General features: G+C 58.3%; 14 protein-coding genes. 3 read left to right on the plus strand and 11 right to left on the minus strand.

From position 1 onward, the window contains the following. Nucleotides 1–635: 635 nt before the first annotated feature. The 3 genes from AC1RMG_RS28645 (at nt 636) to AC1RMG_RS28655 (ending at nt 3,895) form a co-directional block, all read left to right on the plus strand. Nucleotides 636–1,751 (plus strand): hypothetical protein, encoded by a 1,116-nt coding sequence (locus AC1RMG_RS28645; protein ID WP_493170819.1) that lies wholly within the window; start codon nt 636–638, stop codon nt 1,749–1,751. A gap of 353 nt (nt 1,752–2,104) precedes the next feature. After that, nucleotides 2,105–3,151, plus strand: a complete 1,047-nt coding sequence (locus AC1RMG_RS28650; RefSeq protein ID WP_493170820.1) for a hypothetical protein — start codon at nt 2,105–2,107, stop codon at nt 3,149–3,151. Nucleotides 3,152–3,214: 63 nt separating this feature from the next. Further along, nucleotides 3,215–3,895 (plus strand): autotransporter outer membrane beta-barrel domain-containing protein, encoded by a 681-nt coding sequence (locus tag AC1RMG_RS28655; protein ID WP_493170822.1) that lies wholly within the window; start codon nt 3,215–3,217, stop codon nt 3,893–3,895. Between the two features lie 706 nt (nt 3,896–4,601). Here AC1RMG_RS28655 and AC1RMG_RS28660 read toward each other — a convergent pair. The 11 genes from AC1RMG_RS28660 to AC1RMG_RS28710 form a co-directional block, all read right to left on the minus strand. Next, nucleotides 4,602–5,321 carry a hypothetical protein gene (locus AC1RMG_RS28660; RefSeq protein WP_404673633.1) on the minus strand — a complete coding sequence of 240 codons (720 nt, stop codon included), beginning with the start codon at nt 5,319–5,321 and terminating at the stop codon, nt 4,602–4,604. A gap of 111 nt (nt 5,322–5,432) precedes the next feature. Then, nucleotides 5,433–6,647 (minus strand): tyrosine-type recombinase/integrase, encoded by a 1,215-nt coding sequence (locus AC1RMG_RS28665; RefSeq protein ID WP_404673634.1) that lies wholly within the window; start codon nt 6,645–6,647, stop codon nt 5,433–5,435. A gap of 165 nt (nt 6,648–6,812) precedes the next feature. Continuing rightward, entirely contained in the window at nt 6,813–7,202 is a 390-nt protein-coding gene (locus AC1RMG_RS28670; RefSeq protein ID WP_169893382.1) for a hypothetical protein, read from the minus strand. Nucleotides 7,203–7,217: 15 nt separating this feature from the next. Continuing rightward, on the minus strand, nt 7,218–7,745 hold the full coding sequence (gene ppa, locus AC1RMG_RS28675) for an inorganic diphosphatase (RefSeq protein ID WP_011063696.1): 528 nt from the start codon (nt 7,743–7,745) through the stop codon (nt 7,218–7,220). Between the two features lie 217 nt (nt 7,746–7,962). Continuing rightward, nucleotides 7,963–8,775 carry a M90 family metallopeptidase gene (locus AC1RMG_RS28680; RefSeq protein WP_015637182.1) on the minus strand — a complete coding sequence of 271 codons (813 nt, stop codon included), beginning with the start codon at nt 8,773–8,775 and terminating at the stop codon, nt 7,963–7,965. 5 nt (nt 8,776–8,780) lie between these two features. Next, on the minus strand, nt 8,781–9,437 hold the full coding sequence (locus AC1RMG_RS28685; RefSeq protein WP_011063694.1) for a DedA family protein: 657 nt from the start codon (nt 9,435–9,437) through the stop codon (nt 8,781–8,783). Between the two features lie 242 nt (nt 9,438–9,679). Beyond that, on the minus strand, nt 9,680–10,138 hold the full coding sequence (locus AC1RMG_RS28690; protein WP_011063693.1) for a GNAT family N-acetyltransferase: 459 nt from the start codon (nt 10,136–10,138) through the stop codon (nt 9,680–9,682). Nucleotides 10,139–10,244: 106 nt separating this feature from the next. Further along, entirely contained in the window at nt 10,245–11,069 is an 825-nt protein-coding gene (gene eutC / locus AC1RMG_RS28695) for an ethanolamine ammonia-lyase subunit EutC (RefSeq protein WP_015637181.1), read from the minus strand. Between the two features lie 11 nt (nt 11,070–11,080). Next, nucleotides 11,081–12,475 (minus strand): ethanolamine ammonia-lyase subunit EutB, encoded by a 1,395-nt coding sequence (locus tag AC1RMG_RS28700; RefSeq protein WP_011063691.1) that lies wholly within the window; start codon nt 12,473–12,475, stop codon nt 11,081–11,083. Between the two features lie 51 nt (nt 12,476–12,526). Beyond that, entirely contained in the window at nt 12,527–14,722 is a 2,196-nt protein-coding gene (locus AC1RMG_RS28705; RefSeq protein WP_103407242.1) for an ethanolamine ammonia-lyase, read from the minus strand. A 29-nt stretch (nt 14,723–14,751) separates the two neighbouring features. After that, nucleotides 14,752–16,188 carry an ethanolamine ammonia-lyase reactivating factor EutA gene (locus tag AC1RMG_RS28710; protein WP_011063689.1) on the minus strand — a complete coding sequence of 479 codons (1,437 nt, stop codon included), beginning with the start codon at nt 16,186–16,188 and terminating at the stop codon, nt 14,752–14,754. Nucleotides 16,189–16,207 lie beyond the last annotated feature (19 nt).

Here is a 16,207-nt window from a genome sequence, read left to right on the forward strand (position 1 = left end):
GTCCCGCTGCACGTTGAGGCGTTTCACCAAGCCGCTTCAAAACCGCCAATTGCGTCAAAGCGATGTAAAAGAACGGTGAACACTCCTTCCGAACCCTGGCATTAAGGTCGATTGTGTCCGCAATCCCAAGCCAGCTGAGAGCTTAGATTTATTTTCAGATTCGTCTTATATAAATTGCGGTGTCGGTAATTTAGGATTTTTAATGTTTTTTACTGGTGGTATTTGAAAAAAGTTTCAGTCGAGTGCGGCTTGTGTTCTAGCTCTAAACGTAGTGCATCAATATGTTTGCATTGAAACTAATGGAGTAATACCCATCACGTTCTTGGTGCGGCTCTGGAGGTGTGTTTGGAAGTTAGTGCTGTGCTTCTGATGTTTATGGTTGGCATTCTATATGTTCGGTGTATATCAGCTGGCAGGGGCGCAGCTTTATAAAGCTTAATTACCAGCTAGCGGGGCGTGTCGGTCAGGTGTTCAACAAAAAGAATGTCTGTTTCTGTTCGAATTAATATCTCGGCAATGACCTTCGACGAGTTTATTGGTGTGCTCCTGGAAGTATATTGCTAATGATAGTTTGCAATATTGGATATTTTTACTGCTTTTCGGCTATCGCGTGGGGTTTTTTTATTTCGTAAGTTTTGAATGTCTTAACCAAATTTATCGTATCCTTTGATGGTGCTTTGGGTTTTCCTATGAAAAAGATTTTTTTAAGTTTTTTTGCTCTTGCTTTCTCATTTTCTGAATCTCTCTCCCTTTCCAGAGCATTCGCGGATGGGGGGGCGATCGGTTCCAGCGACTACTCCGGAAATATAAACTATAGTGAGGGCGATAGCGGCGTTAATGGGCTCGATGGCAGCGGTGGAAGTGGTAACAATATATCTGGGCACGAAATAACTTCGGTCACCAATGGCGCAAGCGCTGGCGGTGCAGGTACAACAAGTGGTACTAGCGGAAGTGGTGGGGGCGCTGGAGGCATGGGTGGAGGCTCTGTATTCGGGGGAATTAGCTATGGCGGAGCTGCGGGGCAAGGTCTTGTTCCCGCCACCAATTCCAGCGGTGGCAGCGGCGGTAATGTGACAGACAATACTATCAAACTATCCGGGTTAACATTAAGTGGTGGTGCTGGTGGTGCTGGTGGTGCTGGTGGTGCCAGTAGTCCATCCTTACCAGCTGGTGGTGCCAGTGGTGCTGGGGGCGCTGGCGGCGGTTCTGTTATGGGCGGAATTAGCTATGGCGGAGCCGCGGGATATTCCCTCGCGATGGATTCTCTACTCCCAGGCTACGCCAATGGCGGAAGCGGTGGAGATATCATAGGCAATACAGTCGTACTAAATAATGTAGTACTAGAAGGTGAAAACGGGGGAGGCGGAGGGAGTTCAGCGCGGCTTTCTGCAAATGGAGATGCAGGTATAGGGGGCGGCTCCGTTTTAGGTGGTGTTAGTTATGGAGGCGCAGGAGGTCTAATAAATGCGAATCGCGTTTCATCGCACACTAGTGGCGGAAACGGAGGTTCTATTATAGGTAATAGCATCACCATCATCGGGGTTACTCAGGTTGGGGCCAGCGGCGGTGACGGCGGAACTTCAGCAGGTGGTTCCGGTGGCGCGGGAGGTATGGGCGGAGGATCTGTTCTAGGCGGTTTGAGTTCGGGCGGTGCAAGCGGTTCTTCCCCTAACTCCGTCATTGCCTCAAGTTTCGGTGGCAATGGAGGTGATGTTAAAAAAATACCATTACATTATTTGATGTTGTTTTAAAAGGGGGTAATGGTGGTGCTGGTTCTCGTGGATCCATAGGAGGTATGGGCGGAGGTTCCGTTTTGGGTGGGTACAGCGCTGGCGGTGTGGGAGGGCGCCCAAGTGCCGGCAGCTTCGTTGACGGAGGTCGCGGGGGAGATATCACAGAAAACTCGATTACACTTACCAGTGTTAACCTCGCAGGTGGAAGTGGTGGCAATGGTGGTCCTGGCGACAAAACCACCCTCGCCGGCGGTGGCGGCGGCGCCGGAGGTATGGGAGGCGGATCCGTTTTCGGTGGCGCAAGCTATGGCGGCTCCGGAGGAGCGTTATCCGTCACGGCTTTATCTTCAAACGGCGGCAACGGAGGGAATGTGTCAAAAAACACCATCTCCCTGACTGATGTAACTCTCACTGGTGCAAGTGGTGGAAGTGGTGGAAGTGTTCGGGGTGGTGGACCTGGGGCAGGCGGTATGGCCGGGGGATCTATTTTTGGCGGTTTGAGCTATGGTGGCGCGGCAGGACCTAGCGCCAAAGACATTTCCGCTAGTGGGGGTAAAGGTGGGGATGTTGTTGACAATAAAGTCTATCTTTCAGGTAGGTCAGTAATTTCCGGTGATATATATGGCGGCTACAGTCATGGGGGGGCAGCAGCGGTTGGTCGAGTCGCAGGTGATGGCGGTAAAGTCATCAATAATACCGTTGCGCTTGAAGGCTCTGATTTAACGATTGCTGGCTCGGTTTATGGTGGTTATAGCATTGATGGCGATGGCACCGTTCAAAATAGTCGAGCGTTTTCAGGTAACACTCTAAATCTTAATGGGTATAGAGGGTCACTGACTGGCATCTACAATTTCGAGAATTTTAACTGGATCCTTCCTAAAGACGTGGTCAACAACGACACTTTGATCCGTATAACAGGTGCCGACAAAGTCAAGCTTGATGACACTCAGCACACTGTGGCGATGGAGAACGATGGCAATCGCCTTAATGCAGGTGACATCGTAACGCTTGTCGATAAGGCTGAGGGCACTCCGACTCTTACGAGTAAGCAGGTTAAACAAGGTCATTTCATCATTTACGATGCAAACCTCAAAACTATCAATGACGCCCTTGTTTTGAGTATTGACGGAAAGCAGGATTCTACACCTGCTGGACGAATCAACCCCACTTCAAAAGCCTTTCTAGAGGGTGGGGCGGCGTCTCTTGCCTTCACCAATCAAGGCGCTGATCTGATCAGTGATCACGGAATCAATGCAGCTGATTCAAATGTTAAGCGAGCGCAGCAGGAAGGAATTAACCTGACGCCATTTGTTGTGGTCAATGGTGGTTCTAGCCCTTACAACACGGGGTCGCACGTTGATGTGCGTGGTTTCAACATGCTCTTTGGTGTAGCCACAGGCCTCGAGCTTCAAGACTGAAGTGCTATCACCGTTGGTATTTTTGCTGAGCGTGGTGATGGTAATTACGATAGTTACAATAACTTGTCTGATTACGGCTCCGTGCATGGGACTGGCAATGTGCGCTATTCCGGTGGTGGCGCGCTGTTCCACATGGCAGTTGCCGGGACTGCTATGACTAAGACTCCCTCTTCAAGTAAGCGCGGGCATGAGGGGCTATACATAGATGGGTCGGTGCGTACTGGTAATGCCGACATGAGCTTTGACAGTACTGACCTTACGGATGCCGAAGGGATTCGTGGTAAATACAGCCGGAAGTCTAAGTACTACGGTGCGCATGGTGGTATAGGTTACGTCTTGAATTTCGATGAAAAACGGTCGCTCGATGTGTATAGCCGCTACACCTGGACCCGTATGGATGCGGACACAGTCAGTATCGGTAAAGACAAGCTCAGTTTTAACGCCTCTGAAAGCTCTCGCCTTCGGTTGGGTGGCCGATATAGCTACGCCTATACGCAGAAAATCAAACCCTATGTGGGTGCTGCCTATGAGCGCGAGTTCAAAGGCGATGTGTCAGGCAGTGCTTATGGAATGTCCATTGAGAAGCCGTCGCTAAGCGGTAACGCCGGGGTCTTTGAGGTCGGCGTAACGATGAACCCACTGGCCGCCAACGGGGCACTGAGTATTGATTTTGGTGTGCAGGGCTATGCAGGTGAGCGCGAAGGTACGGCAGGCACACTTAAAGCTAAATACGAACTCTGGTAATGGTTCTAAGATATTGGGGGGGGCACTACTCGGCGTACCGGAGCTTGTGATCTGACGTATAGATGCTTACGTCGAATAACGAAAACTATCACCGTCCAATGCGCGGCAAGATATATCGTTATCAGGCGCTAGTTAAGCCTTAGCCATCCAGTCTGTAAAGACTCCTGATGGCCCCCATATTTGTCAAGATAGTGGACAGCATTTTTATCGTATATTATCTCGGATCAGTTGCCCCAGCCCGTAGAGCCGGTCGCCGGTAACAGTTAGGGCGAGACATGTTCCTGATGCCATTGCGTAGGTCGATGGTGTTCACCTAAAGAAGACGTGACTGTCGCTCGGCGGGTGGGTGAGTATTGGTCGGATGTAGTCACGAAAGGGCGTGGTCTGTATTTCAACTGTAATGCGAACAAGCACGGCTACAAGACCTGTGGGGTCGGGATGATCGACCATAGTCAGTCCGCGCTACGTGAGGCTTTGCGAGGCGCAGTGGTGTACCTCACGAAAACGGACCTTTACATGAAACTGCAAACTGAAGGCAGGGGTATGGGCAAAGGGTTAAGCCCCGGCCCCAAAGGCACCCGTGGTAGGCCTAGGGCTGTTTCGCCGCGAGGGAGGGATGGCCTAGGGGCATCACAGCAGTAGGCCCTTAGAGGCACTGAGGGCCAAATAGTCGATGACGCAAATCCAATAGTGTAAAGTCTAACGTTCATCGTATTTTAACGCGCTTACTATTTTTCCAAGCCTGCTTAACGAGTTCGTCTTCACGTAGCCATGCGGTCAGCCACTTCTCAATATTTGAGATCTGTAAAGCAGGGATTTTATTTTTTTCAATAAACTCGGCCAAGGGGCCTTCAAGGTCGGAAACGGCTTTAACTTTAGTTGGCCAACCGTCCTTAGGTTGCCTATCCTTTAGCAGTCTTGCTGCCTCCTCTTTTACCAGCAGGGTAGATTTGTTTCGTCCTTGAGCATTTATAGTGTTCTGGTTTGAGCGATCATCTGCTTTCATTGCATTGAGGATGGCTGCAGACTTTTCTATGATCTCGCCGACCATCACACTTGCATAGTTGGTGAAAGCCCATGCCCGGGCACGGTTTTTTTGTGCCTCAGCGTCGCTCCCCAGTTCGAGGTACAGGCAGGCATATCTCACGTGATGTAGCAGTGTTTTGATTGCTTCATCCCGTTGTATGTCTTCGTTTTCCCATCGGGTTTCTAGTTCGGCTTGTAGTCCTGGGTTGCCTGTGACCGTGCGGATGTCCTCCAGTAGTTGAATATAGTGATCGAGGTCAAGTAACGAATCAAAAAAGTGATCTCGAAGCATGCTGTGGTTTCTAGCAATAGCTTCAACAACTGTAGTGTTGCCTACGCTTTCATTCATGCTCGCTGTGATTTGATGTGGTGGAAATAGTGGCTGAGTTGCTTTGGTCATTGTGCAATCCTTGGCGATGCTCATTGATAGAGTGTCGCGCAATTCGTTAGTTTTTGTGGTTTTGGAGAGCAACGTACTACTTTTGCAGGTGATAGTGGGGGCGAATCACGCTCAGGGTTTGGAGGCTTTTATGACAGTGTTTAAAAAGTCACTCCAGTCGTCCATCAGGGCGCGACGCTTATCCAGGAAATCCGAGCGTGAGTAGGCTCCTTCGGTTTGGTCACGTTCATCATGCGCAAGCGCCATCTCACACACCTCGCGTGGGTAATGGGTGCATTCCCCAGCCCAGTCTCGAAATGAGGAACGAAAGCCGTGTCTTGTGATGTGCTTGTACCCCATGCAATGTAAGAGCGTTCGTACTGCGTTTGCGTGCATGACACCTGTCTTGCCTTGACCAGGGAATAGAAAGGCGCTTCCTTCATTTCTCGGAATGCTCCTCACAAGTTTTACGACCTCTTTGGAAAGCGGAATCACGAAAGCTACTCGCATCTTCATTCGCTCTTCTGGGAGTGACCAAGTTCCGGCCGCTAGATCAAACTCATCCCAACGAGCAAACCTGACCATGTGGGCGCGTGCGCTCGTCATGATCAGGAGTTGAGCCGCCTGAGACGGAGGTGTTGAGTTCGCCCTGAGTTTTACCATCAAATCGGGCACTTCCTGCCAGCGCAAGGCTTCAAAGTGCTCACGCTTCCGAGCCTTCCTCTTTTCAGAACGGCTCAGCAGGTTCTCCAAATGTCCGCGCCAGCGAGCAGGGTTCTCACCCTGTCGCAGGTTGCGTGCCTTGGCTGCATCCAGAACTTGCTCAATCTGGCCGCGAACCTCGTCAGCGGTTCTGGTCTTGGTGGCCCAGATAGGTTGTAAAACCTTGAGCACTTCAGGAGTACCAATGTCTTCGGCTGACAGCTTCCCTATTTGATTAAACGCATACAGCTCCAGCTTTCGCAGCCAGCCTTTACGCCATTTCTCTGACCAAGCGGCACCGTGAGCATCACGGTATTCCATTGCGAGCGTTTCGAACCTCAGTTGCTTGGCTTCACTTGCACGCTGGGCTTCCCGTTGGGTCGCTCGCTCTACGTCTCTGGCAGCCAAGGGATCGATGCCATCACTCAGTTGGCTGCGTTTAGCACTGGCATCTTGTCTGGCCTTCTTGAGACTGACCTCAGGGAATGAGCCCAGACCCATCTCTCTGCGACGGCCCGCCAGTTGAAAGCGGAGTAGCCATGATTTACGCCCGGTAGGTTTGACGACCAGCCGTAGCCCATCACCATCTTCATAGGTACCAGGTTCGGTCAGGTTTTCGACTTGTTTCGGGTTTAGCTTACCCATTGATTTCCCCTTGCTGTTCCTTTTGTCCCCCCACCTGTCCCCCCACCTCATTGTCGGATGAGGTCAAATGACGTTGAACACCATTGGACAAGGAAATGCCTTAAACCTGCGTAATAGCTAAGCTAGCAGGTGAGCTTTCGGATGGGATAGGATTATTTCGGGCAATTAAAAAGCCGGCTTGTGGCCGGCTTCTCGGGGACTGGCTTGGTTCATTTTTGGTAAACCGCACCAGCCTTCAAAACGTACACCCAGCTCTTGCGGCTGGCTGTGGGACTGGGCGAGAAAGTCATCCGCTTCGTCAGGCGCTCTGACCGCTTGAAGGGTCGATGCGCAAATGTGGGGCGCAGCATACGCATATTCGCCGGGAATTCCCAGTGCGAAGCGCGTTCCAGAGGCCTTGAAGCAGTAAAAAGTGCGAAGAATATGTTGCTGGATGCGTGGTCGGCCGAGGAAGCGGTTCACTGGCAAGCCGGCGCCAGCAGGCAACTGGTGCTGCGTGCGGGCATAAAAAAGCCCCGGATGACCGGGGCTCTTTCTTGAAGCTTGTTGCTCCAAGCGTGCAGTTGCTTCTTAGCCTTTGTAGGCAGCAACCGACTTCAGGATCTCGGCGCGGGCTGCATCGGCATTGCCCCAACCGTCGATCTTCACCCACTTGCCTTTTTCGAGGTCTTTGTAGTTCTCGAAGAAGTGCTTGATCTGTTCCAGCAGCAGGGCTGGCAGGTCGGTGTATTCCTTCACGTCGACATACAGCTGGGACAGCTTGTCGTGTGGTACCGCGATCACTTTGGCATCGCCGCCGCCGTCGTCGGTCATGTTCAGGATGCCCACTGGACGGGCACGGATCACCGAGCCTGGCGCTACTGGGTAAGGGGTCACGACCAGTACGTCGAGGGGGTCGCCGTCGTCAGCCAGGGTGTTGGGGATGAAGCCGTAGTTGGCCGGGTAGAACATCGGGGTGGCCATGAAGCGGTCAACGAACAGGCAGTCGCTGTCTTTGTCGATTTCGTACTTGATCGGCGCGTGGTTGGCCGGGATTTCGATAGCGACGTAGATGTCGTTCGGCAGGTCTTTGCCCGCCGGAATCTTGCTGTAGCTCATTGGGCGTTGCCCCCGTTAGTTGACCAAATGACTTGGCCGGATTGACCAAAAAGTGGCGGCGATTATAGACACACTCCGCTACCGATGCCACGTGCCAAGGGTCGTAGAACCTTGGTTGTACTGTGTTGCGGGCGTGTTCGGGTTTGCCGAGCGACCGGCGGCCTGGTTGTCAGGTAACCGGTCTTCAGATGAACAGCTTAAATAGCGCGACAGGACATTAGTGGTGCGTTTGATAGACCGGATCTTCTGCTTGAAGTTGCTGTAACCGGGCCAGTGGATTCTGCCGATAAAACAGCTGTAGTTGTGCATAGACTTTCGGATAGGCCGCCACCAGCAAGTCCGGGGCGCTGAAGAAGTATTCGCTGGTGACGGCGAAGAATTCCGCCGGGTTTTCCGCGGCGTAGGGGTCGATGGCGGTTTCTGCGTCCGGATTGCGGTCCAACTGGTGGTTGAGGTCGTCGTAGGCGCTTTGCATCACTTGCGCCCACTCGCTGACCCGCATGTCGCTGTGCAGCGGCGGCAGGCCGTTGGCGTCGCCGTTGAGCATGTCCAGCTTGTGGGCCAGTTCGTGGATCACCAGGTTGTAGGCTTCCCAGCCACCGCTGGCCAGGACTCCGGGCCAGGCGAGGATGACCGGCCCCTGCTGCCAGGCTTCGCCACTGTGCTCGCCATCCCATTCGTGCTCGATACCGCTGGCGTCGCGATGGCGTTGCGGGCTGAGGAAGTCGTCGGGGTAAAGGATGATTTCGTGGAAGCCCTGATACCAGTTCAGGTCCCCCAGGTGCAGCAGCGGCAGCTGTGCCTGGGCCGCCAGTAGCAGGCGCTGTTCCTGATGCAGCTCGACCCCGGGCAGGGCGGTGAGGTGCTTGTCGTCGAGAAACAGCACGCTGGCCTCGCGCAGCCACTGGTCCTCGGCGGCACTGATGCCGTCGAGGAAGGGCAGGTGCTGGCGTACCCGCTGCCAGGTTTCATCGCTGACCGGGTGCCTGGCCAGCCGGCGCTTGCGGCGCCAGGCGCTGAGGGACCACATGGTGCTTAGCGGGTTTCGGCTTTTTCGGTACTGCGGCCAAAACGGCTGCGCAGTACGCCAATGATCATCGGCACCAGGGACAGGAGGATGATGGCCACCACCAGCAGCGAGAGGTTTTTCTTGATGAAGGGCACGTTGCCGAAGAAGTAGCCCAGGGTCACCAGGCCGCCGACCCAGAGGATGGTGCCGGCCACGCTGAAAGCGAAGAACCGTGGGTAAGGCATGCGCGCCACGCCGGCGACGAAGGGCGCGAAGGTGCGGATGATCGGCAGGAAGCGCGCCAGGGTCACGGTCTTGCCGCCGTGCTTTTCATAGAAGTCGTGGGTTTTCTGCAGGTAGTCGCGGCGGAAGATCTTCGAGTTGGGGTTGCTGAACAGCCGTTCCCCTGCCGTTCGTCCAATCACATAGTTGGTGCTGTCGCCAAGGATCGCCGCCAGCATCAGCAGGCCGCCCAGCAGCACCGGGTCCATGCCGCCGCCTGCGGCCACCGCGCCGGCGATGAACAGCAAGGAGTCGCCGGGCAGGAAGGGGGTTACCACCAGGCCCGTCTCACAGAAAATCACCAGGAACAGGATGGCGTAGATCCAGGGCCCGTAGTTGGTCACCAGCATGTCGAGATAAACGTCGAGATGAAGGATTAGGTCGATCGGGTTGAAATCCATTGGGGCACCTGTGATGACAGCCTGGCTCGGCAGGCCTGTGCGATGACTCGGAGAAAGGGACTACAGGGGTGTGTAGCTTTTCTTACGATCCGAAAAGGTCGGCATTATAAGGGCTGACAAGTGAAATGCGTGTTCAGATTGTAGCGGGGCGTTTCGGCTTGGCCGGTGCTTGGTAGGTTGCCGGGAGGGCGCGCGTCAGGGGCGGAAATACCAAAGCGGCCCTGGGGCCGCTGTCTGCAGAGTCAGTCGTCGCTGAGGGGCAGGACGTAGTTCTTGAACTCGGTATCTTCGCGAAAACCCATGGACTCGTAGGTTTTGCGTGCCACTTCGTTGTTGCTGCTGGTGGACACCCGCAGGCGCACGGCGTTGGTTTCCTTGGCCATCTTCTTCGCGGTGCGCATCAGGTTGTCCGCCACCAGCTGGCGCCGGGCGTCTTCGGCAACGTAGATATCGTTGAGAATCCACACACGCTTGAGGGAGAGGGAGGAAAAGCTCGGGTACAGCTGGCAGAAGCCCAGCAATTTGTTGCTGTCGTCGTCGGCCAGGGCCAGGTAGATCACCGATTCCTTGCGCCGCAGGCGTTTTTCCAGGAAGGCCCTGGACGAATCCGGGTAGGGCAGTGCGCCATAGAATTCGCGGTATTTGACGAATAAGGGAGTCAACAGATCCAGGTGCTCGAGGGTTGCTTGAGTAATCCGCATGGTGGCTCTCAACTTCAAGTGGATGTGACGGCACAGGTTGGATGACTCGGGCAGCCGTGTTGCGATGCTGCCCAAAGCGGCGAAAAAGCGCAATCGTCTTGCAAAATCACGCTTGGGGCGGGCCCAGGAGGAAGTTGCCCTTCATATCTGCCGGCTCGTCGCTGTCCAGGGTCTGCACTTGCGCCTCGTCTTTGAGGTTCACCCCCGACAGTTGGCGGCGGCAGGCTTCACGCATCAGGTAGAGCAGGCGGTGAGCGGCCATGCCGTAGCTCAGGCCCTCCAGGCGCACATTGGAGATGCAGTTGCGATAGGCGTCGGTGAGGCCGATTTTCGGCTGGTAGGTGAAATACAGCCCCAGGCTGTCGGGGGAACTGAGCCCCGGGCGTTCGCCGATCAGGATCACCGTCATCTTCGCCCCCAGCAGTTGCCCGACCTCGTCGGCCACCGCCACCCGGCCCTGTTCCACCAGCACCACGGGCGACAGCGACCAGCCTTCGGCGGCGGTCTGTTCCTCCATGCGTGCCAGAAATGGCAGGGTATGGCGATGCACCGCCAGGGCCGACAGGCCATCGGCTACCACCACTGCCAGATCGAACCCGCCGGGATGGGCGCTGGCATAGTCGCGCAGGGCCTGGGCCGAGTCTTCACTGAGCCGGCGTCCCAGGTCGGGGCGTTGCAGGTAGCTGTGGCGGTCGGTGGCGGCGCTGTGCAGCAGCAGGCTGTCACGGCCGCGCTCGGCCAATTGGGCGCTCAGGCCGGCGTGGTCGAAGGGCAGGTGCACCGCATCCCGGGCCTGGGCGTGGGCGTATTGGAAGTCCAGTTGAGCATCGGTGGGCAGGCTGGTGCCGGTACGGCCCAGGGCAATGCGTGCCGGAGTCAGGCGGCGCAGTTCCAGCCAGGGGTTCTGCGAATCGGTGGGGTGTTTTTGCATGAGCCTGTTCCTTATCCCAACTGGGCCAGCGCCTGGCGGAAAGCCGGCGGCAGGTTGTTGCCGAAATGCACCTTGCCGTCGGCCTGGGTGAAGATGCCGGTCCTGGCCAGCCATTGCTCGAATTCGGGAGCGGGTTTCAGGCCAAGGGTCTGCCGGGCATAGAGCGCGTCGTGGAAGGACGTGGTCTGGTAGTTGAGCATGATGTCGTCGGACCCGGGGATGCCCATGATGAAGTTGATTCCTGCCACCCCCAGCAGGGTCAGCAGGTTATCCATGTCGTCCTGGTCGGCTTCGGCGTGGTTGGTGTAGCAGATGTCACAGCCCATGGGCACGCCCAGCAGCTTGCCGCAGAAGTGGTCTTCCAGGCCGGCACGGATGATCTGCTTGCCGTTGTACAGGTACTCGGGGCCGATGAAGCCGACCACGGTATTGACCAGGAACGGCTTGAAGTGCCGGGCCACGGCATAGGCGCGGGTTTCGCAGGTCTGCTGGTCGATGCCGAAGTGGGCGTTGGCCGACAGGGCGCTGCCCTGGCCGGTCTCGAAGTACATCAGGTTCTGCCCCAGGGTGCCGCGGTTCAGGCTCAGGCCCGCCTCGTAGCCTTCCTGGAGCACGTTGAGGTTGATGCCGAAGCTGGCATTGGCCGCTTCGGTGCCGGCAATCGATTGAAAGACCAGGTCCAGGGGCACGCCGCGATTGATCGCCTCGATGGAGGTGGTGACGTGGGTCAGCACGCAGGCCTGGGTGGGGATCTCGTAGCGCTGGATGATGGCATCGAGCATTTCCAGCATGGCGCAGATCGAGGCGATGCTGTCGGTGGCCGGGTTGATGCCGATCATCGCGTCGCCGTTGCCGTACAGCAGGCCGTCGAGAATGCTTGCGGCGATGCCCGCCGGCTCGTCGGTGGGGTGGTTGGGCTGCAGGCGGGTGGACAGGCGTCCACGCAGCCCCAGGGTGCCGCGGAACTTGGTCACCACGCGGATCTTCTGCGCCACCAGGATCAGGTCCTGCACGCGCATGATCTTCGACACCGCGGCGGCCATTTCCGGGGTCAGGCCCGGCGCCAGGGCCCGCAGGCTCTGTTCGTCGGCGGCGTCGCTGAGCAGCCAGTCGCGAAAGCCGCCCACGGTCAGGTGGCTGACGGTGGCGAAGGCCTCGCGGTCATGGGTGTCGATGATCAGCCGGGTGACTTCGTCGGACTCATAGGGAATCAGCACCTCTTCGAGAAAGTGCTTGAGTGGGATATCCGCCAGGGTCATCTGGGCGGCAACCCGCTCGCCGTCGTTGAGGGCGGCAACCCCGGCCAGAAAGTCGCCGGAACGGGCCGGGCTGGCCTTGGCCATGACGTCCTTGAGGCTGTCGAAGCGATAGGTCTGAGAACCTACGCTGTGGGAAAATTGGGCCATCTCAGTCTCCGTTTCAACGATGTAGGGGCGTTGCCGAGTGCTGGCGGATCATCAGGATGCCACCTTCTTCAGCAGGTTTTCCAGACGATTGCCGGCAGCCCGGTGATGGAGGATGGCAAAGGCCTTTTCCGCCACCAGGCTGCCGCCTTCCAGCGGCGGCAGGCCACCGCTGTAGATGTTCGAGATCACGGTGTATTCATAGCGAATGTCGGCATTGCCGCTGAACTGGGCGGCGGCGCGGCGCGCCTGCTCGTCCGGCAGGCGGTAGCCCAGGTAGGCGGACATGCTCCGTGAGGCCAGGGCATCGCCGCCGGGCCGCTCGCCGATCAGCACGATGATCAGCTGGGGTTGCAGGGCCTCGCCCACCGACTCCGCCAGCTTGACCCGGCCATAGGGCGCGAGGATCGGCTGGCCGATGCGCAGCTCGCGGCTGTGCAAGCCGTCCAGCAGCACCGGCAGCAGCTCGGGAATGTTGTGGTGGATGGCCTCGGCACTGAGGCCGTCGGAAATCACGATCTGCACGTCGTTGTATTCCGGTTTAAGGCGCCGCAGCACTTCCTCGGTCAGCCGCGCGCCCAGCTCCGGGTCTTGCAGATGGGCCAGCTTGTCCGGGGCGGCGGTGCGCAACTCACGCAGGGGAATGGCGCCGATTTCGGTGGGGCGCAAGTCGACGTAGATTGCCTCGCGGGCCACTGCCAGGTTGGCGCGTACAGTACGCGACACGCTGTTGGCCGGGCGCGGCCCGGCGTTGTCGAAGCCGTAGGTGGCCGGGGTGGATTCCAGCAGGCGCTGGAAGTCGATGTCCGACTGGCAGAAAATCCTCGGGTTGCCCCAGTTCGGCCCGCGTTCCACGTTGCCGTGGGCGTCTTCCTGGAAAATCCCCTTGCCCAGGGCCCAGCGCAGGTATTCCGGGGCCGGTGCCAGGTCGTGCACCTCGCGCAGGGTCTGGTTGTCGTGGGCGCTGGTGTCGAAGTAGGCGAGCATGCGGTCGGTGCTCAGGTACACGTCCATGAAGAAGTTGGCCCCGGCCGCGGTCAGCAACTCGGTGGCCATCTGCTGGCCTTCCAGGGTTACTTGCGAGTGCAGGGTGTAGCAGGGGGCCATGCCCATGGGCAGGCCCAGCAACTTGCCCATGAACTGGTCCTGCAGGCAGGAATAGGTCATCTCGAAGTTGTCGAGGTGGGTTTCCGGGCCGATGAAGCCGGTGACGTTGTTCACCATGTACGGCCGGTAGCGCCGGGCAAGCCCGTAGCACAGGGCTTCGCAGGTGGTCATGTCGATGCCTTCGTGCTTGCCGTAGGTCAGCTCGCTGCCCTGGCCAGTCTCGAAGTACATGAAGTTTTCCGCCACGTCCCGCAGCGGGCCGCGCTCGGCCATGGTCTGCCAGGCCTGGTCCAGCAGTTGCACGGTAACGTCGAACTCGTCGGTCAGGGTACGTTCGGTGCCCGCCAGGCTCTGGAACATGATCTCTACTGGAGCGCCCTGGTCGAGGCAGGCCAGTTGGGTCTTGATATGGGACAGCACGCAGATTTGGGTGGGTGCTCCGGTTTCCCGGCGCAGCTTGTCCAGGTGGTGAAGCGTGGCGCTGATGTTGTCCACGGTGTCGATGGCCGGGTTGAGGCCGATCAGTGCATCCCCCGAGCCCATGCTCAGGCCGGTGTAGACCAGCAGGGTGATGCCGCTGAGGTTGTCGGTGGGATGGTTGGGCTGCAAGCGCGACGACAGGGTGCCGGGCAGGCCCACCAGGGTTCGGGCCTTGGCGGCCGCGCCACTCTTGAGCTTTTTCGACAGCAGGATCAGTTCATGCACATCCAGCAGCTTGGCCAGGGCGGCCACCATCACCCCGGTCAGGGCGCGGCCGATGCGGCGTATTTCGGTGCCGTGGCTGCGCAGCAGGCGATCTTTCAGGGCGCCCAGGGTAAGAGGGGCGATTTCCCCGAACACTTCGTGGTCGATGTCGTAGTTGACCTGCATGACACTGTCGATATGGCCGTGGCGGTCGGTCAGCGGGTGCTGGAAATAGTGATCCAGGGTCAGTTCCGAGAGCACCTTGCGCGCTGCTTCGCGAGTGATTTCATCCACGGCGGCCAGCCCCGCCACACGGTCCCCGGCCTTGCTGATGTCGGCGGCGCCGAGCACCGCCTTGAGGCTGTCGAAGGCGATCTGGCGATCCAGCACCCGGGTGCTGTAGCCACGTTCGGCCGGGACGACGGGAAGGCGGATGTGCTGCAGTTCGGTGAGTGACATGGCAAGACTCTCCTTGGCCGGCATCGGCATCAGTGCACACCGTAAAAGGCGACGGGCACTATGTGCTGATGGGGTGTTCCCAGATTGATGAAGTGCGCCGAGCGTTCACGTACTTCGTCGATGACGATCAGGTTGCAAGAACTGCGCCCCCAATCCGTGGCGTAGTTGCCCAGGACCTTGCCGACGTTGCTCTCCAACAGCAGCACCAGCGGCCATTGGGGCGCCGGGCGGGCAGTGCCCAGGGCCCGGCACAGCAGGGCGCCGAGGTGGCGTATTTCTTCCAGGCCTGGCGCCTGGCCGCCATCGAGCAATTGCAGGCAGGCACCGTCGCGGCTGCTCAGGGCCAGTTCCAGGGCCGCCTCCAGTTGCTGCCGGGAGGCGCGCACCGATAGACGGGCAACGATGGGCAGGTCCTTGAGCGGCAGTGCTTCGGGCCGGGGCAGGAACAAGGTGCTGCCGGAGATTTCGGTGTTGTGCAGGGTCAGCCCGTAGACCGTGGCCCGGCCACGGTTTTCCGGGACCAGGCGGCGGGCGTCACGCACCAGCCGCGGCTGGCGGGCAATGGCCAGGGCCAGGTCGATGCCCAGGTCGCCGTAGTGGGTGGTGCCGGGCAGGGTTTCACCCTGCAAGTGCCGATACAGCAACTCGCCGACGCCACCGGAAAAGGTCAGCGCCACATCAGGTTCGTGAGCCGGCAGGTTCAGCGGCAGTTGCTCCGTCAACCGGCCCAGCGGGCTGGCGAAGAACGCTCGGTCCCCCGACACGAGCGCCAGCAGGGCGTCGATGTACCAATCCAGCACGGCCTGCAGTTGTGAGCTGTCGAGGAGTTGCCCGGATGTTTTGCCAATCGCCAGGTGATCGAGCAGGGCCCGGCCGAACTCCGACATTCCGCTGAGCCGATAGCTGCCCGGCTCGAATTGCAGGTGCCGGGCACCGATGAAATGGCAACCGCTGGCCAGCACATTGCCCTCCAGGCCCCAGGCGGCATTGGTGGTGCCACCGCCGATATCCAGGTTGAGCATGGGCTGCTGCGCGTGAAAGCGGCTCAGGGCCGAGCAACTGCCCATGAACGCCAGCCAGGACTCCAGGCCGCCATCGTCGGCACGGGTGATCAGTGCGTTACCGATCAGTTGCCCCACCAGTTGCGCCAGGGCCTGGGCGTTGTGCCGCCGGGCCGCCAGCCCGGTGATGATCACCCCGCCGGAAAACAACTGCTGCGGGCGCACGTCCGCCTGTTCAAGCCAGGTTTCGATCAGGCCGCGGATCGCGGCTTCATCGATGACCTCATCCTTGAAGGGCGTGAACACCGGGTCGCCGCGAAACAGCACCCGGGGTTCGTTGAGGGCCATGCGCCCGGTGATGCAGTGGCTGCTGAGGCTGGCCTGGGCAATCAGCACGCTGCTGGTGGTGGACCCGAAGTCCAGCCCCAGCAGCAAGACCTGGGCGCCGCCGGTGAAGGCTTGCATGCAGGCGTTCCTCGCCGCG

This window comes from Pseudomonas sp. GW822-FHT04H02, assembly GCF_058800645.1.

Excerpts from the sequence above, each read along its gene's own strand:
- AC1RMG_RS28660 (WP_404673633.1), bottom strand. The coding sequence starts at position 5,321 with ATGACCAAAGCAACTCAGCCACTATTTCCACCACATCAAATCACAGCG.
- AC1RMG_RS28665 (WP_404673634.1), bottom strand. The coding sequence starts at position 6,647 with ATGGGTAAGCTAAACCCGAAACAAGTCGAAAACCTGACCGAACCTGGT.
- ppa (WP_011063696.1), bottom strand. The coding sequence starts at position 7,745 with ATGAGCTACAGCAAGATTCCGGCGGGCAAAGACCTGCCGAACGACATC.
- AC1RMG_RS28680 (WP_015637182.1), bottom strand. The coding sequence starts at position 8,775 with ATGTGGTCCCTCAGCGCCTGGCGCCGCAAGCGCCGGCTGGCCAGGCAC.
- AC1RMG_RS28685 (WP_011063694.1), bottom strand. The coding sequence starts at position 9,437 with ATGGATTTCAACCCGATCGACCTAATCCTTCATCTCGACGTTTATCTC.
- AC1RMG_RS28690 (WP_011063693.1), bottom strand. The coding sequence starts at position 10,138 with ATGCGGATTACTCAAGCAACCCTCGAGCACCTGGATCTGTTGACTCCC.
- eutC (WP_015637181.1), bottom strand. The coding sequence starts at position 11,069 with ATGCAAAAACACCCCACCGATTCGCAGAACCCCTGGCTGGAACTGCGC.
- AC1RMG_RS28700 (WP_011063691.1), bottom strand. The coding sequence starts at position 12,475 with ATGGCCCAATTTTCCCACAGCGTAGGTTCTCAGACCTATCGCTTCGAC.
- AC1RMG_RS28705 (WP_103407242.1), bottom strand. The coding sequence starts at position 14,722 with ATGTCACTCACCGAACTGCAGCACATCCGCCTTCCCGTCGTCCCGGCC.
- AC1RMG_RS28710 (WP_011063689.1), bottom strand. The coding sequence starts at position 16,188 with ATGCAAGCCTTCACCGGCGGCGCCCAGGTCTTGCTGCTGGGGCTGGAC.